Source organism: Agrobacterium tumefaciens, from assembly GCF_005221385.1.
GTDB lineage: Bacteria > Pseudomonadota > Alphaproteobacteria > Rhizobiales > Rhizobiaceae > Agrobacterium > Agrobacterium tomkonis.
In genome coordinates, this window is the sequence record NZ_CP039903.1 from 2,876,337 (window position 1) to 2,900,492 (window position 24,156).

A 24,156-nucleotide genomic window follows, 5' to 3' on the forward strand; every position below is an offset into this window, starting at 1 on the left:
CCGAACTGTCGTTATAGATCAGCAAAACGTGAAGAAGGAAGCGCTTTTATGAACCATCCGGTAAAACCAGTGGTTCAATCAGCATCCCGTTTCGATTTCGGTGCGTTGAGGTTGCGCAGCACGTACCAGCCGGCCGCAACCACCATCGCTGCGAGAATATACCAGGTAACGGCATAGGAGAGGTGGCTGTTGGGGAAGGTAAGCATGGTTTTGCCGCCAACCGGCAGGCCGCCGGGATTGGGCGTCGCGTCCGCGTCGACGTAAAACGGCGCCACGTCAGAGAGGCCGGATGCCTGCGTGATCTGGGGAATATTGCGGGAATACCAGCGACCATTTGCCGGATCGTTGGTTCGAAGGAAAAGCCCGCCGGTTTCCGGCGCGCGCATCAGCCCAACGATCTCGACGTTTCCGGCCGCTTCCCCTTCCGGGCGCAAGGACGGATCGCGCCTGTCGGAGGGCACGAAGCCGCGATTGACGATGACGCTTGAGCCGTCGTCCCGCCGCAGCGGCGTCATGACCCAGTAACCGGGGCCGAGATCCGTGACCGTGTAGACCTGAACCTCCTTGTCGTTGAGCAGGGTGCCGGACAGTTTCACACGGCGATATTCGTAATCGGCGGGATCGGTGAGAGCAGGCCATTCGCCTGCGGCAGGCGCATCGACAGGCGCGGCATGGGCGCGGGCCTCGACACGCTCAATCAAGGCGAGCTTCCAGAAAAGGCGCTGGACCTGCCATGTTCCAAGCGCCAGCAGGCAGCCCGTCAGGATAATGGTCAAAAACAGGACGACGATTGCCGCAGGGCGGATACGCTGGTTTTGGGGTGCGATTTCGCTCATCTCATGGTCCTTGCGAAGCGCTTCTGGCAGCGAGATTGTCTGCTCCGGCAGGCCCCTTAGCCCGCATGCGCTTCATCCAGCAAATAACCCCATAAATCGCGCCAGGATTCATGGGGTTATGTGTTGGCGCGGAAAGCGGCCCGCCGGAAGTCCGGCAGGCCGTTGATTTATGGCTGCTCAGGGCAGGTTTTTCACATCTTCGATGTGCAGCGGCATCATGTTCTTGTTCATGTTGTACATGACCCAGAGCGAACCGGAGAGCGTGATCAGGAGCACCACAACGGTGAAGATCAGCGCCATGAAGGTCCAGCCGCCTTCAGACTTGGTGTCCATGTGCAGGAAGTAGATCATGTGCACGAAGATCTGGATGACGCCCAGACCCATGATCGCGATGACCAGCAGCGTCTTGTTTTCCAGAACGTCGCCCATGACCAGCCAGAAGGGGATCGCCGTCAGAATGACCGACAGGACGAAGCCGATCATGTAGCTTTTGAACGTGCCGTGGCTTGCGCCATCATGGTGATGGTCGTCGCCATGCGCGTCGTGATGTGCGTGTGCTTCGGAACTCATCAAAGAACTCCCATGAGATAAACGAAGGAGAAGACGCCGATCCAGATGACGTCAAGGAAGTGCCAGAACATCGACAGGCACATCAGGCGGCGCTTGTTCGCCGGGATGAGGCCATGTTTGCCGACCTGGACCATCAGCGTGACGAGCCAGATGACGCCAAAGGTGACGTGCAGACCGTGCGTGCCGACCAGCGCGAAGAAGGCCGACAGGAAGGCCGAACGCTGCGGGCCAGCGCCTTCCTCGATCAGGTGATGGAACTCGTAGATTTCGACCGCGAGGAAGGCGAGGCCGAACAGGCCGGTGACGCCGAGCCATATCAGCGTCGTTTTCACCTTCTTCTTTTCCATTTCCAGCATGGCGAAGCCATAGGTGATGGAGGAGAAGAGCAGGAAGCCGGTGTTGATGGCGACCAGCTTCAGGTCGAACAGGTCCGCACCCGAAGGGCCGGCCGCATAGTTGCGGCCGACAACGGCATAGGTGGCAAACAGCGTCGCGAAGATGAGGCAGTCGCTCATCAGATAAAGCCAGAAACCCAGCGACGTGCCGTTCTCCGGATGGTGGTCTTCCTTCAGGTAGAAGACCGGTGGTTCAGCGCCGGCGGCGCTTTGTGCAGGTGCATGAGCCATATTCGTTACGCCTGTTCCGCAAGCAGCTTTGTACGCTCAGCCTCGACAGTCGAAACGTCGGAAGCCGGAATGTAGTATTCGCGGTTGTAGTTGAAGGTATGGGCAATCGAGACTGCGATGATGGCGAGCATCGAAAGAGCCGCAAGCCACCAGATATGCCACACCAGGGCGAAGCCGAGGACGACGCTGATGGCGCTGATGATGACGCCCGCGCCGGTATTCTTCGGCATATGGATCGGGATGAACCCTTCCTGCGGACGGTCGTAGCCACGCTTCTTCATGTCCGCCCAGGCATCCACGTCATGAATGACCGGCGTGAAGGCGAAGTTGTAGGCGGGCGGTGGCGACGACGTCGACCATTCCAGCGTGCGGCCATTATAGGGGTCGCCCGTCACGTCGCGCAGCTGATCGCGCTTGAGGTAGCTGACGATGAGCTGAATGACGAAGGAGGCGATGCCGAGCGCGATCAGGAAGGCGCCGAAGGCGGCGATCAGGAACCATATCTGCAGCGAATTGTCCTCGAACTGGCTGATACGGCGGGTAATCCCCATCAGGCCGAGAATATAGAGCGGCATGAAGGCGAAGTAGAAGCCGATGAACCAGAACCAGAAGGACAGCTTGCCCCAGAACGGATCGAGACGGTAACCGAAGGCCTTCGGGAACCAGTAGACGATACCTGCAAGCACACCGAACACCACGCCACCGATGATGGTGTTGTGGAAGTGGGCGATGAGGAACAGGGAGTTGTGCAGCACGAAATCCGCAGGCGGAACGGCAAGAAGAACGCCGGTCATGCCGCCGATGACGAAGGTGATCATGAAACCGATCGTCCAAAGCATCGGAACGTCGAAATTGATGCGGCCCTTATACATGGTGAAGAGCCAGTTGAAGATTTTCGCGCCCGTCGGGATCGAGATAATCATCGTGGTGATGCCGAAGAAAGCATTGACGCTTGCGCCGGAACCCATGGTGAAGAAGTGGTGCAGCCACACGATGTAGGCGAGGATGGTGATGACACCCGTTGCATAAACCATCGAGGCATAACCGAAGAGGCGCTTGCGGGAGAACGTCGCAACGATTTCCGAGAAAACGCCGAATGCCGGCAGTACCAGAATGTAAACTTCGGGATGGCCCCAGATCCAGATGAGGTTGACGTACATCATCGGGTTGCCGCCGAGATCGTTGGTGAAGAAATTGGTGCCAACGTAACGGTCGAGGGTGAGAAGCGCGAGTGTGCCGGTCAGGATCGGGAACGAAGCCACGATCAGGATGTTCGAACACAGCGATGTCCAGACGAAGATCGGCAGGCGCATCATGGTCATGCCAGGCGCGCGCATCTTGATGATCGTCACGATCAGGTTGATGCCTGAGAGTGTCGTTCCCACACCGGCGATCTGCAGACCCCAGATGTAATAATCCACCCCGACGCCCGGGCTGCCATCAATACCGGAAAGCGGCGGATAGGCGAGCCAGCCGGTCTGCGCATATTCACCGATGAACAGCGAGATCATGGTTATGACGGCGCCGGCCGTGGTCATCCAGAAGGAGAAGTTGTTGAGGAAAGGGAACGAAACGTCGCGTGCGCCGATCTGCAGCGGCACGACGAAGTTCATGAGACCGGTAATCATCGGCATGGCCATGAAGAAGATCATGATGACGCCATGGGCCGTGAAAATCTGGTCGTAATGGTGTGGTGGAAGATAACCTTCCGAGCCGCCGGAGGCGATCGCCTGCTGGACACGCATCATGATGGCGTCGGCAAAGCCGCGCAACAGCATGACAAGCGCCAGAATGATGTACATGATACCGATCTTCTTGTGATCGATGCTCGTGAACCATTCGTTCCAGAGATAACCCCACAGCCGGAAATAGGTGAGGGCGCCAACGACGGCGATGCCGCCCAGCGCCACGGCCGCGAAGGTGGCGACAAGAATGGGCTCGTGAAGCGGGATGGACTCCCATGTCAGCTTCCCGAACAGGAACGACGTTTGATCGGAATTGACGATCATTTTCAGCCTCTTGCGATTCTAAGACGTAAGGTCGGCGCAGCCAGGCCGCGCCGAAGAATGCCGGGACGTATCGTCAGCCAGCGACTTGTTTGGTTTCCGGCAGCGCCGCAGGTTCGAAAGTCTGACCTTTGATCGCAGCTGGAGTGGATTGGGGGCCGCTGGCGACGCCGTAAGGCGCAAGCGGTGTGCAGACAACGGAGTTCAGCGCCTTGGCGATGTCGATGCCTTCCTTGCCTCCGCCGCCCTTGGCGTCGATATGCATCATGTCGCGCATGCAGAGCTTGTTGGGTTCGACACAGCGGTTGAGGATGGCGCTGTAAAGCTGCGGATCGACCGAGGCGAAATATTGCACCGGCTCGCGCTCAGAGGGCTTTGCAAACTCCAGATATTCCTGACGGCCGAAGCCCTTGCCGCCTTCTTTCGCCTTGGCAACCCACTCATCGAAGCCTTGCTGGCTGAGACCGTGGAACTTGAAGCGCATGTGGGAGAAGCCGGGGCCGGAGAAGTTGGCCGAGAAGCCGTCATAGACGCCTTCCTTGTTGATGACGGCGTGCAGCTTGGTCTGCATGCCGCCCATGGCATAGATCTGGCCGGCGAGTGCGGGAACGAAGAAGGAGTTCATCGCGGTCGTTCCGGTGATCTTGAAGTTGATCGGAACATCGACCGGAGCGGCGAATTCATTGACGCTGCCGATACCGAGTTCGGGATAGAAGAACAGCCACTTCCAGTCCATGGCTACCACTTCGACCGTGATCGGCTTGATATCGGCGGTGACCTGACGGTTTTCGTCGATGCGCTCCAGAGGACGGTAGGGGTCGAGACGGTGGGTGGAAATCCAGGTGACCGTGCCGAGCATCAGGATGATGGCGACAGGGGCCGACCAGATCACCATTTCAAGGCGCGTGGAGTGGTGCCATTCGGGATCGTAATCCTCGGCTTTCGCCGATTCGCGATATTTCCACGCGAAGAACAGCGTCAGCACGATGACCGGGACGATGATCAGCAGCATCAGAACCGTGGACGTGATGATGAGATCGCGCTGCTGGATGGCGACGTCGCCCGAGGGATTCATGACCACGAGGTTACAGCCGCTGAGCAGCAGCAGTACCGGAATAGCCAGAAGGGCGGATGGGATTTTTTTGATCATGCGCACGTTCTCTGAACTCGTACAGTTTGGATTATGCCGCGAATAATTGCCGAACATCATTTTTAGAATGAGGTATATTGTCGCGGTGCAGCGAAACCTTCGCGATGCACCATGTGCGGGCAGAGCTGCGTTTGAAGGCGGAGCGGCTGCATTATCGCATAGCGAGCTTGCGGGGCAAGCCTTTCTTATCAAACTTCAATTGACGTTACGGAGGGTGCGTGTGACAATCCGTCGCATCGTAACGCAACGGAAGAGGAGCCCGAGCGTTACAGGGAATGGTTCGACCATGACGCAGGAGGGATATTATGAGTTATAGCAATGCTGCTCCATCATTTGGGCAGGCGCCGGAAGCCAATGGTCATGGAACAGATCCGGTCAAGGTAGATCCGGATCGCATCACGATTGCGGTCATTCTTGCCAGAATGACGGAGTTTTTCGACTTTTTCATCTACGCCATCGCCTCCGCCCTCGTTTTTCCGCACGTCTTCTTTTCCTTCGTCGATCCGCTGACGGCCACGCTTTACTCCTTCGCGGTGTTCTCTCTCGCCTTTATCGCAAGGCCGATCGGCTCGCTGATCTTCCTCCAGATCGACCGCAAGTTCGGCCGTGCCGTCAAGTTGATGGCGGCGCTGTTCACGCTCTGTGGCTCCACCATGGCGATCAGTTTCCTTCCGTCCTATGCGGAAGCCGGCATGCTTGCTCCCTGTCTTCTGGCAGTGTTCCGCATCGGCCAGGGGCTCGGTCTCGGCGGCGCCTGGGATGGTCTCGTCTCGCTGCTTGCCATGAATGCACCGCAGAAACAGCGTGGCTGGTACGCCATGATGCCGCAGATCGGTGCGGCCATGGGCTTCGGTCTTGCCAGCGCCTTTTTCATCGTTTTCGTCACGCAGCTTTCCAATGCGGAATTCCTCGCCTGGGGCTGGCGTTTCCCCTTCTTCGTGGCGCTGGCGCTCAATGTTCTCGCGCTCTTTGCCCGCCTGCGCATGATCGTCACGCCGGAATTCCAGGCCATGCTGGAACAGCATGAGCTGGAGCCGCGCCCGATGTTCAAGATGCTGCGCTCGCAGTTTCCGGTCGTGGTCACCGGTGCCTTCGTGCCGCTGGCAAGCTTTGCGCTCTTCCACCTCGTCACGGTATTCCCGCTGAGCTGGGTGTCGCTCAATACAAGCCAGCGGGTCTCGGACTTCCTGTTCGTGCAATTCGTCAGTGCCATCATCGCCGGCGGTATGATCGTGGTGTCCGGCATTCTGGCCGACAGGATCGGGAGGCGGAAGCTTCTGGCTATCGCTGCGGTTCTCATCGGTCTTTTCAGCCTCGTGGCACCCGTTCTTCTGGGCTCCGGCGATATCGGCCGCTACTTCTTCGTTCTGATCGGCTTCGCGTTGCTTGGCCTGTCCTTCGGTCAGGCGGGCGGTGCACTGGCATCCCGCTTCAGCCGTGAATACCGCTATACCGGCGCATCACTTACCTCGGATATTTCCTGGCTGATCGGCGCCGGTTTCGCACCGCTCGTTGCTCTCGGATTTTCGTCTAAATTCGGACTGTTCGCCGTCGGAATTTACCTGATGTCGGGTGCCGTCTGTACGCTGGTTGCCCTCTGGTTCAGCCGAACGCTGGAAATGCCTTCGGACTGATCTGGGCAATTTAACAATCCTCGCAGCCATCGCGCCGCGGAATCCTGTCGGATTTCGCGGCGTTTTTGTTTTTTTATTGCGCGAGGCCGTTTTTAATCTTGACTCGGCCGTTCATGAAATATTATGTAAGCAATACTGACATAATTAAGTGTGTCTCACTGCCGGAAATGCCGGCCATCAGGGAACGCGATGCGAACGACGACGATCATTATTTGCGAAAAAGCGGCCATTGCCGCCACGCCGTTTGCCGGCCGCAAAACGACCGTTCGCGCCATTAAACGCCGATAAGCAGAAAAAGAGGAGCAGCCAGGTCGCCTGCGGCTCCGCCCGCAGAGTGCCGGCTGACGCGCCGGGTTTCGGGAAAAAGAGGGTGATGCCGCGCGAAATGCGCAACGAGAGGAGAGTGCCTTGAGCGTGACGGAGCAAAAATTCGGCCTTTACGATGCGGCTTTTGAAAAAAGCAGCTGTGGCGTCGGTTTCATCACCCGCAAGGACGGCGTGCAGACGCATGATGTGCTGAAGCGCGGTCATGAGGCGCTCTGTGCCGTGCCGCATCGCGGCGGCATGTCGGCGGAAGGCGTTGGCGATGGTGCGGGCGTGTCGCTGGACCTGTCGCTCTCCTTTTTTCGTGAGCTGACGGGACAAGGTGCCCTCAAGGCCGGCCGGTTCGGCGTCGGCAATTTCTTTCTGCCGCAGAACCCGGCTTTCCACGGTGAGGCCGTCGGTATTATCGGCAGCGCCCTGAAAGAGCAGGGCTTTTCGGTCCTGCTGGTCCGCGATGTGCCGGTCAATGACGCGGCCATCCGTCCCGCCGCAATCCCCTACCAGTTACCGATCCGCCAATGGGTCTTTTCGGCACCAGTGGAATGCGCAACCCTTGCCGAGTTCGATTGGCGCATCCACAAGGCGCTGCTTGCCATCGAAGCGCTCGCTTACACCGTGCCGGAGCTTGCCGGTTTTTACCCTCTGTCGCTCAGCGCGCGCACGCAGGTGCTCAAGGGCCGTCTGAACTCCCAGGAGGTTATGCCCTATTTCTGCGATCTGACCGACCCGCGCCATGAAGTGCATACGATGTATTTCCACACGCGGTTCTCTACCAATACCGATCCGCACCCCTCCATGGCGCAGCCCTTCCGCCTGATGGCGCATAATGGTGAGCTGAACACCGACAAGAAGAACCGGCTGTCAGAAGCGGCGGTGGCGCTGGCGAAGAATGCCAGCATTATCCGGCCGAAGGGCCAGTCGGACAGCTGCCGTCTGGACCAGACATTGCAGGCGCGGGTGATGGAGGATGGTCTCGACCTCGTCACCGCCGTGGTCTCGATGATGCCGCCGGCCTGGGAAAACGACGACACCCTGTCGCCGGGTGTGAAGGCGATGCTGGAATATTTCTCGCTCTATGAAGAGAAAAACGACGGCCCCGCCGCGCTGATCTTCGGCGACGGCACTATCATTGGTGCACGTCTCGATCGCCTTGGCCTGCGCCCGCTGCGCACCGTCGAGACGGAAGACTATCTCTGTGTCATGTCTGAGGCAGGTCAGATCGCCTTTCCGGCGGAAAGCGTCATCCGCCGCGGCCGCATTGAGGCGGGCGGCATGCTCTATTACGATCATGCTGAGCGTCGTGCCTTTTCCACGGTCGAGGCGCTGGAGCTTCTGGCCTCGCAGCGGGACTATTCGTCGCTGCTATCTGAAGCGCGAGTGATGCTTGGTGATCTGCCGGAAGTGCCCGCCGACAAGCAAGGCTCACCGTTGCGCTATAATGGCGATCTGGAACGGCACCAGCGTTATGTCGCCTATTCGCACAATCAGGAAAGCTTCAAGTTCCTGATGGACCCGATGCTGGCCTCCGGTGCGGAAAAGATTTCAGCGATGGGGTACGGCAATGCCATCAACGCATTGTCCGATCAGGAAGGTGGGGTTGCGAAGTATTTCTCGCAACGTTTCGCGCAGGTCACCAACCCACCGCTCGACAGTATCCGTGAGGCCGATGGTATGACGCTACGCGTGGCGTTGGGCGCAAAGCCGAATAGCGGCGCGGCCAAGGCCCGCCAGATCGTCGTGCGGTCGCCGATCCTCACCCACCTCGACATGCTGCGCATTCGCGAGCAGCCCGAGACACCCGTTCGTCGTTTCGAGATGCTCTATACGCCGATCTTTGATGCGGCTGATGCCAATGAGGCAGCCCTTCGGCAAGCGATCGATGGCCTCTGCGACGAGGTTGCGGCTTTCGCAGCCGAGCAGGGCGGGATTGCCGTCATCACCGACCGGCATGTCTCGGCAGGCCGCGCGGCCTTGCCGATGATCATGGTCGTTTCCGCCATCAATCAGCGGCTGATCGAGGAAGGTCTGCGGCTACGTGTTTCCCTGATCGTCGAGAGCGGCCAGTTTTCCTCCTCCCATCATATCGCAGCCGGCCTCGGTTTCGGTGCTTCGGCGGTCTATCCGCTCGGCGTACAGTTCCGTGCGGAAGAGAAATTCGGCGCCGAGGCCGACAAGGCGTTCAAGCGCTTCGCCAAGGCGGCGGAAAAGTCGTTGATGAAGACCATGGGCAAAGTCGGCCTGTGCACGGCGGAAAGTTATATCGGCGGTGAGTTCTTCGAGCCGAATTTCCTCGACACCAACGATCCCGTCCTGAAGCGTTATTTCCCCAATGTGAAGACCCCGGTTGGTGGCGTCACCTTCGCCGTCATCGCGCAGGCTGTTGCGGACTGGCACCGCAAGGCGCTTTCGGTGAAGGGGGAGAACGACATTCCGCTGCTCGGTCTTTTCAAGGAACGCGCTGAAGGTGCCGGCCATTCTTATGGCACGACGGCAGTTCGCGGCTTCGTGGACATGACGGAGGAAAAGATCGGTTTCGACAAGGGAACCGAAAACGAGGAGGCTCTGCGCCTTCTGCCGCTTAACCGGCTGGAGGACGCTTTTGGTCTTAATGATGCGGCCTATTATCACAACAGCTTCGACCGGCTGACCCCGGAGGCCATCGACGCATTCGAGGTGACGCCCGGTTATCGTTCCTTTGCCCGTATGATGGCAGAAGAAAGGGCGCGCCGCCCGGCCGCCCTGCGCGATGTTCTGGAATTGCCGGCCGATGTGACCTTTGCCGGTTCGGCCGAAGAATTCCGCCGGGAAATGGGGCGGTTTTCCCGGCAGGGCAATAACAGCTTCATGGTGCGCGGATTGCGCTGCGAAGAGGCAGGAGACAGCGCGTTCCGGCTACAGCTGATCGGCCCACATGGTCATGAACTTGCCCGCCTCGCGGCACTCGGCCAGTCGCTGCTCGACCGTTTCGGTGACGATATCGCCGGCCATTGGCTGGAAGGTGGTGCGCTCATGGTGCAGGCGAAGGGAGAGGCATCCACTTATCTCTCACTTATCCGCACCGCACCGGATAGTATTCCGCTTGAGACCGTGCAAAAGGCAAGCGAGATCACCAAGACCCTCGCATCGGGTGCCATGAGCCATGGCGCGCTGGTTGCGGCCGCCCATGAGGCGGTTGCCCACGGCACCAACATGGTTGGTGGCATGTCCAATTCCGGCGAAGGCGGTGAGCATATCTCCCGTTACGGCACCATCCGTGCCTCGCGCATCAAGCAGTTCGCCTCCGGCCGCTTCGGTGTCTGGGCCGGTTATCTTGCCGATCCAATGCTGGAAGAGATCGAGATCAAGATCGGCCAGGGCGCAAAGCCGGGCGAGGGCGGGCAGTTGCCGTCTCCCAAGGTGACGGTGGAAATCGCGGCGGCACGCGGCGGCACGCCAGGCGTCGAACTCGTCTCGCCACCGCCGCATCACGATACCTATTCGATCGAAGATCTGGCCCAGCTCATTCACGACGCCAAGGCGGCGCGGGTGCGCGTCATCGTCAAGCTCGTGTCGTCGGAAGGCATAGGCACGATTGCAGTCGGCGTTGCCAAGGCTGGTGCCGACGTGATCAACGTTGCAGGCAATACCGGCGGCACTGGTGCGGCGGCCGTCACCAGCCTCAAATATACCGGCCGCGCGGCGGAAATCGGCATTGCCGAGGTGCATCAGGCACTCTGCGCCACCGGCCTTCGTGCCAAGGTGCTGTTGCGTTGTTCCGGCGCGCACCAGACGGCGAGCGACGTGGTGAAATCGGCGTTACTCGGCGGTGATAGTTTCGAATTCGGCACAACGGCGCTGATGATGCTGAAATGTGTGATGGCGAAGAACTGCAACATCAAGTGCCCGGCCGGTCTCACCACCAATCAGGAAGCCTTCAACGGCGATCCGCGGGCGCTGGCGCAATATCTCATGAACATCGCCCATGAAACGCGCGAGATTCTGGCCGGGCTTGGCATTGCCTCGCTGCGGGAAGCCCGTGGTCGTTCTGACCTTCTTCACCTCCTCGATCATCCGGCGAGCGTCGGCCAGCTTGACCTCCGGGCAATGCTTGCCGTGGTCGAAGAGGTGAAGATCGACAGCCCGGTCTATATGGAAAAGGACTTCGCACTCGACGATGCCTTCATCGATCTCGTGCGTTCGGCGTTGGTCGACAGCAAGCGAGACAATATCGAACTTGGCGGCAATCGTTTCCTCAACAATTGCAACAAGAGCGTCGGCGGCCAGCTCGCCGTCGATATCGAACGCATGCTGAACCACGAACTTTCCGATGAGCAGCTGGACGCGCTTCCGGCTGTCAAGCGGGATGGCCGTGGCCGCCGTTTTCTGGAAGCAGGTTCGGTGCGCATCGATACGTCAGGTTCCGCCGGTCAGTCCTTCGGCGCTTTCTGCAACGACGGCATGGTCATGGTGCATACCGGCACCTGCAATGACGGTGTCGGCAAAAGCGCTTGTGGCGGCACCATCGTCGTGCGCTCGCCCGGCGGCGGTTCGCAAGAGGCGGGTGGTAATGTGCTGGTCGGTAATTTCGCGCTGTTCGGCGCAACCGGCGGCCGCACCTTCGTGGAAGGGCAGGCGGGCGACCGTTTCGCAGTGCGTAATTCCGGCGCCACCGCCGTGGTCGAAGGCGTCGGCGATTTTGCCTGCGAATATATGACCAACGGCGCGGTTCTCAACCTCGGCAGTTTCGGCAAGGGTTTTGGTAACGGCATGAGCGGTGGCTTCGTCTATCAATATGATCCCTATGGCGATCTGCCGAAGAAGGTCAGCCATGATTCCATCCTGCTCGGCTCGATCACCGGTGAGGATGAACAGGCAGCGATCCACAATCAGGCAGTCCACCAGCTTCTGAGCCTGCATGTCGCAGAGACCGGCTCGGCCAAGGCGGCATGGCTTCTGGAAAACTGGGAAAGCGAACAGCATAATTTCGTCTACGGTATGCCGCGCGCCCTGCTGCTTTATCAGGACAGCGACGAAATCCTCAAAGCAAAGCCCCGCAAGGAATTGCTGGAGGAACTGGCCTCGGCACTTGCCGCCCATCAGCTGCGCAAGTTCAAGCTCGCCTATCGCGACCGCAAGGCTGTCTTGAACGGAACAGTGCCGGGTTATGGCGAGACGGATACAGAAGACATGTATGCGCTGCTTAATAACTACACCGTGTTGAGCATGGCGCAGGCCATCGCCCTGCAACGGTTGCCGATGGCATCCGGCCCTTCTGATCCCGCCATCGAAAAGGCTGTGCGCAATCTCATCCTCACGGAAGATTACGCGCTGATGCAGCGGCTGCTGAAATATGCCCGCGAAGCGCTTTTCGACCATAGCGACGAACAGCTTGCGGTGATGATCGCGGCCAAGCGGCTCGATGATTACAAGCAGGCGCTGGCACGCCGGAACATATGGTCGGTGGACAGCCCAGGCACCTATGGCTGGATCATTCAGCAGAACAGGAAAAACATCGAGAAGATCGGCCGCCTGCCGGGCTTCGAGGAGCTTTTCGCCGCTCGAGCCATTCCAGACCTTGCCACCGCATCCAGCCAGAACAGGGCAGCATGATGAAGATACCTTACATTCCACAGGATGCGCCGTTTAACGGCGACCAGCGCGCCTGGCTCGCCGGTTTTCTGGCCGGGCTCCACTCCCGCACCGCCATCAGCCTCGAGACATCGGTGGCCTCTGCTGCCCCCAAGGCGACGGCCAGCCTGCTGAACATCCTTGTCGGCACCCAGACTGGCAACGCCGAGGCCTTGGCGATGGATATCGCTGCCGCTGCCCGCACCCAGGGCATGCAGCCCGTGGTAACGGCGCTGGACGACGTTTCCATGGACAGTCTCGGCTCCATGAAGCGGGTCATCGTGGTCACCTCGACCTATGGCGAAGGCGAGATGCCTGACAATGCCCAGCTGTTCTGGGAAGCGCTTGCCGCCGATGGTGCACCGCGATTGGATGAGATGAATTTCGCTGTTCTTGCACTCGGCGATACCGGTTATGACGGCTTCTGCCAGGCGGGCAAGCTTATCGATACGCGCTTTGAACAGCTCGGCGGCAAGCGCATGAAGACGCGTATTGACTGCGATATCGATTTTGAGGATGCCGCCGCCGCCTGGATCGGCGAGACGCTGCCGCTTGCCCTCGCCATCGATGGCGGCAATGCAGCCGCGGTGACGCCTGTGGTCGCCGAGCCGCCGGCACGGGTAAAACAGGGCTGGGGTCGCAAGAACCCCTATTCGTCACGGGTGAGCGTCAATCGCCTCCTTTCCGGGCCGGCCTCGTCCAAGGAGATTCGTCATTACGAATTCGATCTTGGCGCGAGCGGCCTCGACTATGAGGCCGGTGATGCACTTGGTGTGGTCCCCCTCAACGATCCGAAACTGGTCGGTGCTCTGCTCGATTGCTTTGGAGCGAGTGCGGATGGCGAGGTCGCCGGGCTCGACCGGCCGGTTGGCGATGCGCTTCTGAACATGTTCGAGATATCGACGCCTTCGCGTGAGTTGGTGGCCGAAATCGGCAAGCGCGCAGGATATGACGAGTTGAGCCATATCCTTGCCAACGGAGACAGGGAGCAGCTTGCCGCCTTTCTCTGGAGCAAGGATATTCTCGATCTGCTCAATCTCGGCGGAAAGCCCATATTCGATCTTGCCGAATTCGTGACCTTCCTGAAGCCGCTGCAGCATCGCGCTTACTCCATCTCCTCCAGCCCACTGGTTGCGGAAAACAGCGTGCATCTGACGATCGCCAGCGTGCGTTATCGTGCCGAAGGCCGCGAGCGTGGCGGCGTATGCTCCACCTATCTGGCGGATCGGGTGGAAGCCAACCAGAATGCCGGGATTTTCGTTTCGCCCAACAAGGCATTCCGCGTGCCGCAGAATAATGACGCGCCTGTCATCATGGTCGGACCGGGCACGGGCATCGCGCCTTTCCGGGCCTTTCTGCAGGAACGGCAGGCAAGGGGTGCAAACGGCAGGAACTGGCTGTTCTTTGGCGACCAGCACCGTCAGACGGATTTCATCTACGAAAACGAGCTTGGCAAGATGAGCCGTGATGGCGTGCTGACGCGCCTCGACCTTGCCTTCTCGCGGGATCAGGCGGAAAAGATCTATGTCCAGACCCGCATGCGCCAGAACGGCAAGGCGCTTTATCAATGGCTCGAAGAAGGCGGATATTTCTACGTCTGCGGTGATGCGACCCGCATGGCGAAGGATGTAGATGACGCCCTGCACCAGATCGTCGCCGACGAAGCCGGCATTTCTGCTGAAGCGGCAAGCGATTATGTGAACCGGTTGAAGCGCGAAAAGCGTTATCTGCGTGACGTCTATTAGAAGCGGAGTATGTGGGAGGTCCCCTCTTGCTGCGCCTTATGGCTCAGCAATTGGTGCAGGTGACCTCCGCATCGCGCTGCTTGAAGAAATAATCACGGCCGATGGTGATCGACCTTACGCCGGACGAGGCGATGTCGGGCATGAACATCAGCAACTCATGCTGGATGGAAAGCTCGACGTGAATGAGAAAGCTGTTTTCGATGAGCAGGCGGGTTGGAACCGCCACTGCCGATCCCACCGCATATGGTCTCTGGTCGTTCTCATCCCAGGACCAGGCAATTTTCGCTTGTTTCTGCTTGTCAATCGTTACGCCGCTGATCTTCAGCTTCAAACCATTCGTGCTGTAAGGCGCGAAGACAGCCGCCGCAACATTCTGCATGTTTTTGAGATAAGTCTTGTCGACGGAGCTCGTTTTGGAGATCAGGTCGTTGATCGTCGCTGAAGCGCTGCTTGCTCGCTTATAGGTATTGTAACCGATGGTCAGCTCGAAGGATGTCACGTAAAGGGCGAGCAATATCGGGAAGAGAATTGCGAATTCCACAGCGCCCACACCACGGCGATCTTTTACGAAGCGTGTGACGAGTGCTGTAAAACGAAGTCTGCCGTTCGCGACGGCGGCCATCAGCCCTGCCATCATGAGCCCCCGCTTGTGGTGTATTTCTCGTTCACGAAAGCGTCGGTCGCGACGATAAGGAAATGCGAGGGCATAGACCCGTCAGCTGGACGTATTTTTGTAAGATAAGGTCGGATGATATCGGCGATGACACGCCAGCGATAATAAACGCGCAGCATGTTGATCGTTTCCGGTCCGCCCGGCTTGAAGCCGAATTGCGCCGTGTCGAGATCGTAATATTCGCCGTAAGCCTTCAGTGGCACCGTCGTGGGTATGTCCTTGAAGGCGGGAAAGGAGCGAAGGTCGATATAGAGTTTTTGTTCGGTTTTGATCTCATCCGCAGAGCAGGTGATCATCACCGAGACTTCGTTGCAGAAGCTCTTGCGAAAATCCTCTTTCGAAATCGAACTGCTGATCTGCCCGGTGCGCAGACGCCTCGCCATGGTTTCCGTGGCATTCACGACGACCTGTTCCGCCATCAGGGCGATGAAAGTCTCAATAATCGCAAAAACGACGAGGAAATAGGGAATGGCGAGAATCGCGAATTCAATGGCCGCTGTCCCTTCGCGCGAGACCCCGAATTTTTTCAGCAATGGCGTCAGTCTGGCCAGTCGCATATGTGTCGATCTCTAGAATATGCGGCAAGCGCAACCGTTGAATTTGTTGCGGACCATAACCAGCCCGGTGTTTAAATTCAGTTACTTCGATGAATTATACTTTAGTGATTTCCGAAATTGAGACGGTGCATAATACAAAAAGCCCGGCATATTGCCGGGCTTTCGTTGAACCTGAAAAGGCTGGGTTATTCTGCATCCGCCCTGGAGAGAACCTCGAGCGTGGGTGTCGAGGTGATGTTATAACCGCAGTCCACATAATGGCATTCGCCGGTTACGCCGCGCGACAGGTTGGACAGCAGGTAAAGCGCCGATCCGCCGATATCCTCGATATCCGCCGTACGCCTCAGCGGCGCGTTCTTCTGGTTCCATGCGTAAATAGCACGGGCGTCGGAAATGCCGGCGCCCGCCAGCGTGCGGACCGGGCCAGCCGAGATGGCGTTGACGCGAATATCGCGCGGGCCGTAATCGGCAGCGAGATAACGCACGGACGCTTCGAGTGCCGCCTTGGCGACGCCCATGACGTTGTAGTTCGGGATGACGCGTTGCGAACCATTATAGGTCAGCGTCAGCATCGAGCCGCCATTCGTCATCAGTTCGGCGGCACGCTTGGCGATTTCCGTAAATGAGAAGCAGGAAATGACCATGGTGCGGCTGAAATTGTCGCGGGTTGTGTTCGCGTAGAGACCCTTCAGCTCATTCTTGTCGGAAAAGCCGATGGCGTGCACGACGAAATCCAGCGAGCCCCATTTTTCGCGGATTGCCGCAAAAAGCGCGTCCACAGAGGCGATGTCCTCGACATCGCAAGGCACGATGAAGTCGGAACCGAGTTCTGCGGCAAGCGGTTTTACGCGTTTGCCAAGCGCTTCGCCCTGATAGGTGAAGGCCAGTTCCGCGCCCTGCGCCGCAAGTGCCTTGGAAATACCCCAGGCGATGGAGTGATTGTTTGCGACGCCCATGATGAGGCCGCGTTTACCCTGCATGATGCCGTTCATGGGCAATTATCCGTTATGACGCTGGAAGACCAGCGTGGCGTTGGTGCCGCCGAAGCCGAAGGAATTGGAAAGGATGGTGTCGATCTTGGCGTTGTCGATGCGGCTGCGAACGATCGGAACGCCCGCAAATTCCGGGTCAAGTTCGGAAATATGTGCGCTTTCGCCGATGAAGCGTTCCTGCATCATCAACAGGCCGTAGATCGATTCCTGCACGCCGGCCGCACCGAGCGAATGGCCCGTGAGGGACTTGGTCGACTGGATATGCGGGATCCTGTCGCCGAAGACTTCCCGGATCGCACCGATTTCCTTGCTGTCGCCAACCGGCGTCGAGGTGCCGTGGGTATTGATGTAGTCGATGTCGCCCTTGACGGTGGCGAGTGCCTGCCGCATGCAGCGGATCGCGCCTTCGCCTGATGGAGCCACCATGTCGTAACCGTCGGAGGTTGCCCCGTAACCGACGATCTCGGCGTAAATCTTCGCACCACGCGCCTTTGCATGTTCCAGCTCTTCGAGAACCAGCACGCCAGCGCCGCCAGCGATGACGAAGCCGTCGCGATTAACGTCATAGGCCCGCGAAGCGAGGGAAGGCGTTTCGTTATATTTGGACGACATTGCGCCCATGGCGTCGAAGAGGTTGGACATCGACCAGTCGAGGTCTTCGTGGCCGCCTGCAAACATCACATCCTGCTTGCCCCACTGGATCATCTCGGCGGCGTTGCCGATGCAATGCGCCGAGGTGGAGCAGGCTGACGAGATCGAATAGTTGACGCCGTGGATCTTGAACCAGGTGGCGAGTGTCGCGGACGCGGTGGACGACATGGCCTTCGGCACTGCGAAGGGGCCGATACGCTTCGGGCTGTTGTTCTTCAGCGTGATATCGGCCGCTTCAACGATGGTGCGGGTGGAAGGACCGCCCGAACCCATGATGATGCCGGTGCGTTCATTGCCGCTGATGTCGCTCTCTTCGAGACCGGAATCGGCGATCGCCTGTTTCATGGCGACATGGTTCCACGCGCCGCCCTGCGACAGGAAGCGCATGGCGCGGCGGTCGACCAGATCGGTCGGGTCGAGAGACGGTTTGCCCCAGACCTGGCATTTGAAACCGTGTTCGGCAAAATCCGGCGAAAATGAAATGCCGGATTTGGCATCGCGCAACGATGCGGTGACTTCAGCGGCATCACCGCCGATGGAAGAAACAATACCGAGGCCGGTGACAACAACTCGTCTCATGAAAGGGACCTTTTCTTAAGATTTCGGCTGGACGACCGACGCCGCCCGGCCTTGCCAAGACTTATTCCGTCTGCTTCAGGCGGTCTTTTCTTTCGACAGCCCTACACGAAGGTCCGTCGCCTGATAAATGGTTTCTCCGTCGGCCTTCAGCCAGCCGTCGGCGGTTCCAAGCACCAGACGGCCGCGCATCACACGCTTGAAATCGATACCGTATTGCAGGAGCTTGGTGTTCGGGCGAACCATGCCCTTGAATTTGACTTCGCCGGTGGAAAGCGCCATGCCGCGGCCTTCTTCACCCAGCCAGCCGAGGAAGAAACCGGTCAGCTGCCACATGCCGTCAAGGCCGAGGCAGCCCGGCATGATCGGGTTGCCCTGGAAGTGGCAGGGAAAATACCAGTCATCGGGGCTGACATCGTATTCGGCGCGGATGAAACCCTTGTCGAACGCGCCGCCGGTTTCGGAAATTTCGGTGATGCGGTGAACCATGAGCATGGGGGGCAATGGGAGCTGGGCATTTCCCGGGCCGAACAATTCGCCGCGACCGCAGGACAGGATCTCCTCATAATTGTAACTTGATTGCCTCGTTGCCATACCGCTTTCACTTCCCCAGTTACTGGTGTTGATTGACTTCACTAGAGCAAGTTAGGTTCAAAATGAAGCGCTGCAAGGGCAGAGGCCGTTTCGCCCCCATTCTTTGTCTTCAGAACCTTCTTTGCAGAAGTCATTACCTCAATATGTCGTCCGCATACAGGAACCATCCGGCAGGAACCAGAGGAAATTTGCAAGAATGGCCGGTTTGCCGCCATTTGCCGCGTCTCGCGGCGCTGAAACTATTGAAAGCATTCGCTGCAAAAGATATATGCTAATGCAATTGGTGAATTTCACCCCTGTGCTTGGAATGGGATTGCATGGCATTTGACGCCACTTTGGATATCGGAACGAGGCTGCGGCGCTCGGGGCTGCGCCCCACGCGTCAGCGTGTGGCTTTGGGCGATCTTCTCTTCGCAAAGGGTGATCGCCACCTGACGGTCGAGGAACTGCACGATGAGGCGGTCACCGCTGGCGTGCCTGTTTCTCTCGCCACGGTCTATAACACGCTGCATCAGTTTACCGAGGCCGGCCTCATCCGCGTTCTGGCTGTCGAGGGTGCGCGCACCTATTTCGACACCAACGTGTCGGATCACCACCATTTCTTCGTTGAGGGCGAGAACGAGGTTCTCGACATCCCCGTCAACAATCTCCACATCGGCAACCTGCCGGAAGCGCCTGAAGGCATGGAAATCGCCCATGTAGATGTGGTCATCCGCCTTCGCCGCAAGCGCGGCTGAGGCCCTCGGCAGATACCGGAAATGAAAATGGCGCCCACGGGCGCCATTTCTGTTTCAGGCGGCTTTAGCCCGCTCACTTCATGATATCTTCGGGGCGCCTGCCGGGCTTGGCCCTGTAGGGCGGGAAAGTCCATCCGAAGATCAGCGCTCCAGACCGGACGCCGAAAGCCGTCAATACGCCGGCGGCGGATGCGGCATAAAGCGGTGCGCCGAGGAAATAGACGACAATGAAGGTGGAAGAGCCCAAAAGCGCGCAGGTGATGTAGATTTCCGGTCGCAGAAGCACGGAGGGTTCCCCGGCGAGAATATCGCGCAGCACGCCGCCGAATGTGGCCGTCAGAACACCGGTGACAATGGCAACCGTTGCAGAGCCGCTTGCGGCGAGGCCCTTGGCTGCCCCCATCACGCAATAAGCGGAGAGGCCAAGGGCATCGAGCCATAGCAGCACCCGGTAACGGGATTCGAAAAGATGTGCTGTAAAGAACAGCAGGACAGCGACCGATACGCAGACCAGAATATAGGTTGGGTTCACCACCCAGAAGACCGGCGCCCTGCCCAGCACGAGGTCACGCACCGTGCCACCGCCGATCCCGGTCGCGGCTGCGAAAAACAGGAAACCGATCAGGTCGAGCTGCTTGCGCGAGGCGGCCAGGGCACCGGTTGCGGCAAAGATGGCGACACCGGCATAGTCGAGAAAACCCAGCAGTGTCATAAAAAGGTTCCCCCGAAACATGGGCTGCGAACACGTCAGTGTCGCGCAAGCACTAAACTCTAGGCTGGCCGCCCGGATGATCGCAACATCCATAACCGAAACGGATGCAAAGGAAAATGCCGTGCGAATCGCTATCGTTGTCGCTCTTCAGACACTGGTTCTTCTGATGTTTCCGGTGGCGCTGGCGGCACAGCAGCAGCTGGTGAACGATCCCGAGATTTATGAAAAGGACCATTTCCGCAAGGAGTGCAAGGTGGCGGCCTTCGGCGACGATTTTGTCATACGGCTGGATATCAATAATGACGGGCTGATGGATGCCGTCGTCAATCACGGTGTTCTGGATTGCGACGGCGAAAAAGGCCGCGCCTGTGACGACGAGGGATGCCCTTACAATTTCTATGTCCAGGTGAAGGAGGGCGGTTATCTGATGATCGCCACGGCCCGAATTTACGGCTACGATTTCATCAAGCGTTTCGGCAACATGGTCTTCGTGCTGAAGATGCATCCGCGTTATTGCGAACGCACCGACAAGGAGCCTTGCCTGATGACGGTGCGGGTGCGCGGCACGAAATTCGTCACCATTTCGCGAAAGTGACGGCGGCAGTCCTTATGGCGCAATCCGCCGGATTTTGACCCTCTGATTGTATCGCTGGCGAAGCGAGCGCGGAATGACGAGGGTGGCGAAGCCTATAGCGAAAACCGAAGCCGCAACCACCCATAGGGCATCCGAATGCAGTGTGGCGCCTAACACGGCGCCGCAGATTGCGCCGGTGATCATGCCGAGCCATGGTACGATCTGGATGCCCCAGTCGAGGCTGCGTTCGCCGAGCAGAAAGCGACCGATGCCGCGACCGAAACGGGAAAGGGCGCCGGTTACATAGGTCAGCCCGATAGGCAGCCCCTCAATATGCTCCACGGCGGCATTGACCATGCCCATGGCAAAAACGACGAGATAAAATTGCACGAGACCGGAAGCCTCGTCGCGCAGCAGTGCCGCAATCGCCAGCAGCCCGCCCACCGTCATAAGAACCGCAAAGATGCGTCGGTCGAATTTATGCGCCACCACGATGCCGCCGGCATTGCCCGCCACGAAGGCGACGATGGCGAAAAGCAGTTTGACGGCGTGGGCGTATATGCCTGCCTCCATCGAGACTGCAGCGCGTGTGGTGTTGCCAGTCATGAAGGAGACGAAATCTCCGGAAACGTAAAGACCCACCGCATCCGTCATGCCGGCGATGAAGGAAATGGCGGCAACCAGCGCAATGCCGGTTCCGGTGCGCCTTGCCTTGATGATGTTGCGACGTCTCTGTCTGGTCATGGCAGCTCGATGCGAAAACGGCGAACCGGTGCAGGTCCGTATAACTCTATGTGTAGGACGGTAGGTGCCCGATTTGCAATCTTTCCGGAAGCGAGCAAACGCCTCTACTTTGTCTAGACAAATCTAAAAACCCTGCCTACGATGCCTCAAATAAAGCGATAAAAAATGTCGCACAAAAATAAATCAAAAGGGGTTCAGACCATGAAAAAAACGTGGGTTATCGCCACAATTGCAGCGCTTCTCTCATCCGCTTCCGCCTATGCTGAGACATCGGTGACCATCGGCATGTCCGGCTGGACCGGTTTTGCGCCGCTTACCCTTGCCAAGCAGGCGGGTATTTTTGAAAAGAACGGCCTGAAGGTCGATATCAAGAAGATACCGCAGGCCAGCCGGCATCTGGCCCTCGCTTCCGGTGACATCCAGTGCGCCGCCACCACGGTGGAAACATGGATCGCCTGGAACGCCAATGGCGTGAAAGCGACCCAGATTTTCCAGATGGACAAATCCCATGGTGCCGATGGTATCGCGGTGCGCAGCGACGTCTCAAAGGTCGCGGACCTCAAGGGCAAGACGATTGCCGCTTCCGCGCCGGGCACCTCTCCCTATTTCTTCCTTGCCTGGATCCTCAAGGAAAACGGCATGACCCTGAAGGATGTGAAGGTCGTCAACCTTGAGCCGGGACCGGCCGCGCAGGCATTCGTCGCCGGCCAGAATGATGCGGCCATGACCTATGAACCCTATCTGTCCACCGTGCGCGCTGCCCCCGACAAGGGCAAAATCCTCGCCACGACGCTCGATTATCCCGCTGTTATGGATACGTTCGGCTGCACACCGGATTTCCTGAAGGACAATCCGCAGGCGGCGAAAGCCCTGGCGGACAGCTATTTCCAGGCGCTCGACCTCATCAAGGCGGACCCTGAGAAATCCTATGCGACGATGGGTGCCGATGTGAAGCAGGCGGGAGAGGCCTTTGCGGCTTCGGCAAAGTTCCTGGAATGGCAGGACAAGGCCGCCAACCAGAAATTCTTCGAAGGTGAGTTCAAGACCTTCTCCGAAAAGTCGGCCGATCTGCTTCTCGAAATCGGCGTGATCAAGTCGAAGCCCGATCTTTCGACGCTCGCGGATACATCCTTCATCAAGTAACGCCCACAGGCGGCTTCATTCCCCTGCCGGAATGTTGCCGCCAATGACATGCAGGAAAGCGTCTTCTACGCCGCGAATGGCGTGAGGCGCCTTGAGGCCGCGGCGCAGCTGCCGCGCTGGTTCTCCCACACAGGCGACAGAATGCAACCACTTCAACCCATCAGGAACAGCACGAGAATTGCCCTCGGCATTCTGTTCTTCGTGCTGTTTTTCTCCGCCTGGGGCCTCGCCACGCTGGGCGGCTTCGTATCGCCGACTTTTCTGGCCGACCCCATCACCATGCTGAAGGACGGCATCTATCTGCTGACCGATCAGGGCTTTGCCAGTGATATCGGCATGACCATCTGGCGCGTGGTGGGCGGTTTTGTGCTGGCGTCGGTCGTCGCCGTGCCTGTTGGCATCGCCATGGGGGCTTATAAGCCCATCGAGGCTTTGCTTGAGCCCTTCGTATCCTTCGCCCGCTACCTCCCGGCTTCCGCCTTCGTGCCGCTGCTTATTCTTTGGGCCGGCATTGGTGAGATGCAGAAACTACTGGTTATCTTCATCGGCGCGGTCTTCCAGATCATCCTGATGGTGGCCGTGGCTGTCGCCGGCACGCGGCGCGATCTGGTGGAGGCCGCCTACACGCTGGGTGCGAAAGACCGGGGTGTGGTGCGCCGTGTCCTTATTCCCGCCAATGCGCCTGACATTGCCGAAATCCTCCGTCTCGTTCTCGGCTGGGCCTGGACCTATGTCATCGTCGCCGAACTCATCGGTGCTTCCTCGGGCATCGGTTATATGATTATCAACAGCCAGGCGTTGATGGCGACCGGCCAGATCATCTTCGGCATCATCGTCATCGGTGTTATCGGCCTCATTTCCGATTTCGCGTTCAAATCGCTGAACCGGAAGCTTTTCGCCTGGAGGCTTGCCTGATGAGCGAACTCGTTATCAAGGGCGTCAGCCGCACCTTTCCGGGCGTGCAGGGCGGGCAGCCGACACTGGCCTTGCAGCCGACCAATCTGGAAATCCCGCGAAATGATTTCGTTACCATCCTTGGCCCGTCGGGCTGCGGAAAATCGACCCTGCTGCGCATCATCGCCGGGCTTGACCGCCCGACGACCGGCGAGGTCCTGCTGTCCGGCAAGGCGGTGACGGGACCGGGAGCGGATCGCGGCATGGTGTTCCAGTCCTACACGCTGTTTCCCTGGCTGACGATCCGCGAAAACGTCGCCTTCGGTCTGCGCGAACGCGGCGTCGCCGAGAAGGAAAAATGGGAGATCGTCGATAGTTATATCGATAAGGTCGGCCTGCGCGGTTTCGAGAACCATTGGCCGAAACAGCTGTCCGGCGGCATGCAGCAGAGAACGGCCATTGCCCGCGCCCTGGCGAACGGCCCGAAAATCCTGCTGCTTGATGAGCCTTTTGGCGCTCTCGACAACCAGACGCGCGGGCTGATGCAGGAATTGCTGCTCGGCATCTGGGAGCGGGAGCAGAAGACCGTCATTTTCGTCACCCATGACATCGAAGAAGCGGTCTTCATGGCATCGCGTGTGGTGACCATGTCGGCAAGGCCGGGTCGCATCAAGTCGATCACGCCGGTCGACCTGCCGCATCCGCGTCACTACACCGTCAAGGCCAGCCCGGAATTTTCGCAGCTGCGCGCGAAGCTGACGGAGGAAATCCGCAGCGAGGCGATCGCCGCCGCTGCCCATGGATAGTTGAT

General features: G+C 58.8%; 20 protein-coding genes. 8 read left to right on the top strand and 12 right to left on the bottom strand.

Annotated features, from left to right (window positions below):
* Window positions 1-74: 74 nt before the first annotated feature.
* From CFBP6623_RS14310 to cyoA, 5 genes are all read right to left on the bottom strand, one after another.
* Entirely contained in the window at window positions 75-836 is a 762-nt protein-coding gene (locus CFBP6623_RS14310; RefSeq protein WP_046799146.1) for an SURF1 family protein, read from the bottom strand.
* 177 nt (window positions 837-1,013) lie between these two features.
* Window positions 1,014-1,406, bottom strand: a complete 393-nt coding sequence (gene cyoD, locus CFBP6623_RS14315) for a cytochrome o ubiquinol oxidase subunit IV (protein WP_035219607.1) — start codon at window positions 1,404-1,406, stop codon at window positions 1,014-1,016.
* Window positions 1,406-2,032, bottom strand: a complete 627-nt coding sequence (gene cyoC, locus CFBP6623_RS14320; protein ID WP_046799147.1) for a cytochrome o ubiquinol oxidase subunit III — start codon at window positions 2,030-2,032, stop codon at window positions 1,406-1,408. Before cyoC ends, cyoD begins: the two co-directional genes overlap by 1 nt.
* 5 nt (window positions 2,033-2,037) lie before the next feature.
* Window positions 2,038-4,041 (bottom strand): cytochrome o ubiquinol oxidase subunit I, encoded by a 2,004-nt coding sequence (cyoB, locus tag CFBP6623_RS14325; RefSeq protein ID WP_046799148.1) that lies wholly within the window; start codon window positions 4,039-4,041, stop codon window positions 2,038-2,040.
* 73 nt (window positions 4,042-4,114) lie between these two features.
* Entirely contained in the window at window positions 4,115-5,188 is a 1,074-nt protein-coding gene (gene cyoA, locus CFBP6623_RS14330; RefSeq protein WP_046799149.1) for a ubiquinol oxidase subunit II, read from the bottom strand.
* A 305-nt stretch (window positions 5,189-5,493) separates the two neighbouring features.
* Here cyoA and CFBP6623_RS14335 point away from each other — a divergent pair, with 305 nt between their 5' ends.
* The 3 genes from CFBP6623_RS14335 to CFBP6623_RS14345 all read left to right on the top strand — a co-directional run bounded on the left by CFBP6623_RS14335 (window position 5,494) and on the right by CFBP6623_RS14345 (window position 14,498).
* Window positions 5,494-6,822, top strand: coding sequence for an MFS transporter (locus CFBP6623_RS14335; protein ID WP_046799150.1), 1,329 nt, complete (start codon window positions 5,494-5,496; stop codon window positions 6,820-6,822).
* A 408-nt stretch (window positions 6,823-7,230) separates the two neighbouring features.
* The gene (locus tag CFBP6623_RS14340) at window positions 7,231-12,735 is read left to right on the top strand and encodes a glutamate synthase-related protein (protein WP_046799151.1); all 5,505 of its coding nucleotides are present in this window, start codon (window positions 7,231-7,233) and stop codon (window positions 12,733-12,735) included.
* Window positions 12,732-14,498 (top strand): diflavin oxidoreductase, encoded by a 1,767-nt coding sequence (locus CFBP6623_RS14345; protein WP_080842407.1) that lies wholly within the window; start codon window positions 12,732-12,734, stop codon window positions 14,496-14,498. The genes CFBP6623_RS14340 and CFBP6623_RS14345 overlap by 4 nt, the downstream gene beginning before the upstream one ends.
* Before the next feature lie 43 nt (window positions 14,499-14,541).
* On the opposite strand, the gene CFBP6623_RS14350 is transcribed toward CFBP6623_RS14345, so the two are convergent.
* The 5 genes from CFBP6623_RS14350 to fabA all read right to left on the bottom strand — a co-directional run bounded on the left by CFBP6623_RS14350 (window position 14,542) and on the right by fabA (window position 18,541).
* Window positions 14,542-15,135, bottom strand: coding sequence for a TadE/TadG family type IV pilus assembly protein (locus CFBP6623_RS14350; protein WP_046799152.1), 594 nt, complete (start codon window positions 15,133-15,135; stop codon window positions 14,542-14,544).
* Entirely contained in the window at window positions 15,132-15,728 is a 597-nt protein-coding gene (locus CFBP6623_RS14355; RefSeq protein WP_046799153.1) for a TadE/TadG family type IV pilus assembly protein, read from the bottom strand. Before CFBP6623_RS14355 ends, CFBP6623_RS14350 begins: the two co-directional genes overlap by 4 nt.
* A 185-nt stretch (window positions 15,729-15,913) precedes the next feature.
* On the bottom strand, window positions 15,914-16,720 hold the full coding sequence (fabI, locus tag CFBP6623_RS14360) for an enoyl-ACP reductase FabI (RefSeq protein WP_046799154.1): 807 nt from the start codon (window positions 16,718-16,720) through the stop codon (window positions 15,914-15,916).
* A 6-nt stretch (window positions 16,721-16,726) separates the two neighbouring features.
* Window positions 16,727-17,950 carry a beta-ketoacyl-ACP synthase I gene (gene fabB / locus CFBP6623_RS14365; RefSeq protein WP_046799155.1) on the bottom strand — a complete coding sequence of 408 codons (1,224 nt, stop codon included), beginning with the start codon at window positions 17,948-17,950 and terminating at the stop codon, window positions 16,727-16,729.
* A 75-nt stretch (window positions 17,951-18,025) separates the two neighbouring features.
* Window positions 18,026-18,541: a 3-hydroxyacyl-[acyl-carrier-protein] dehydratase FabA gene (fabA, locus tag CFBP6623_RS14370; protein WP_035219583.1), complete on the bottom strand. Its 516-nt coding sequence runs from the start codon at window positions 18,539-18,541 to the stop codon at window positions 18,026-18,028.
* Between the two features lie 317 nt (window positions 18,542-18,858).
* Here fabA and irrA point away from each other — a divergent pair, with 317 nt between their 5' ends.
* Window positions 18,859-19,278: an iron response transcriptional regulator IrrA gene (irrA, locus tag CFBP6623_RS14380; protein ID WP_046799156.1), complete on the top strand. Its 420-nt coding sequence runs from the start codon at window positions 18,859-18,861 to the stop codon at window positions 19,276-19,278.
* A 73-nt stretch (window positions 19,279-19,351) separates the two neighbouring features.
* Here irrA and CFBP6623_RS14385 read toward each other — a convergent pair whose 3' ends face one another.
* Window positions 19,352-19,990, bottom strand: a complete 639-nt coding sequence (locus CFBP6623_RS14385) for a trimeric intracellular cation channel family protein (RefSeq protein ID WP_046799157.1) — start codon at window positions 19,988-19,990, stop codon at window positions 19,352-19,354.
* A gap of 76 nt (window positions 19,991-20,066) precedes the next feature.
* Between CFBP6623_RS14385 and CFBP6623_RS14390 the strand changes: the two genes are divergently transcribed.
* Window positions 20,067-20,585, top strand: coding sequence for a hypothetical protein (locus CFBP6623_RS14390; protein WP_080842405.1), 519 nt, complete (start codon window positions 20,067-20,069; stop codon window positions 20,583-20,585).
* Window positions 20,586-20,597: 12 nt separating this feature from the next.
* Here the strand turns inward: CFBP6623_RS14390 and CFBP6623_RS14395 are convergent, their stop codons facing one another.
* Window positions 20,598-21,308 carry a YoaK family protein gene (locus tag CFBP6623_RS14395; RefSeq protein ID WP_046799159.1) on the bottom strand — a complete coding sequence of 237 codons (711 nt, stop codon included), beginning with the start codon at window positions 21,306-21,308 and terminating at the stop codon, window positions 20,598-20,600.
* A gap of 201 nt (window positions 21,309-21,509) precedes the next feature.
* Here CFBP6623_RS14395 and CFBP6623_RS14400 point away from each other — a divergent pair, with 201 nt between their 5' ends.
* From CFBP6623_RS14400 to CFBP6623_RS14410, 3 genes are all read left to right on the top strand, one after another.
* Window positions 21,510-22,451: an ABC transporter substrate-binding protein gene (locus CFBP6623_RS14400; protein ID WP_046799160.1), complete on the top strand. Its 942-nt coding sequence runs from the start codon at window positions 21,510-21,512 to the stop codon at window positions 22,449-22,451.
* Between the two features lie 141 nt (window positions 22,452-22,592).
* The gene (locus CFBP6623_RS14405; protein WP_046799426.1) at window positions 22,593-23,366 is read left to right on the top strand and encodes an ABC transporter permease; all 774 of its coding nucleotides are present in this window, start codon (window positions 22,593-22,595) and stop codon (window positions 23,364-23,366) included.
* Window positions 23,366-24,151, top strand: a complete 786-nt coding sequence (locus tag CFBP6623_RS14410; protein WP_046799161.1) for an ABC transporter ATP-binding protein — start codon at window positions 23,366-23,368, stop codon at window positions 24,149-24,151. Before CFBP6623_RS14405 ends, CFBP6623_RS14410 begins: the two co-directional genes overlap by 1 nt.
* Window positions 24,152-24,156: the final 5 nt, after the last annotated feature.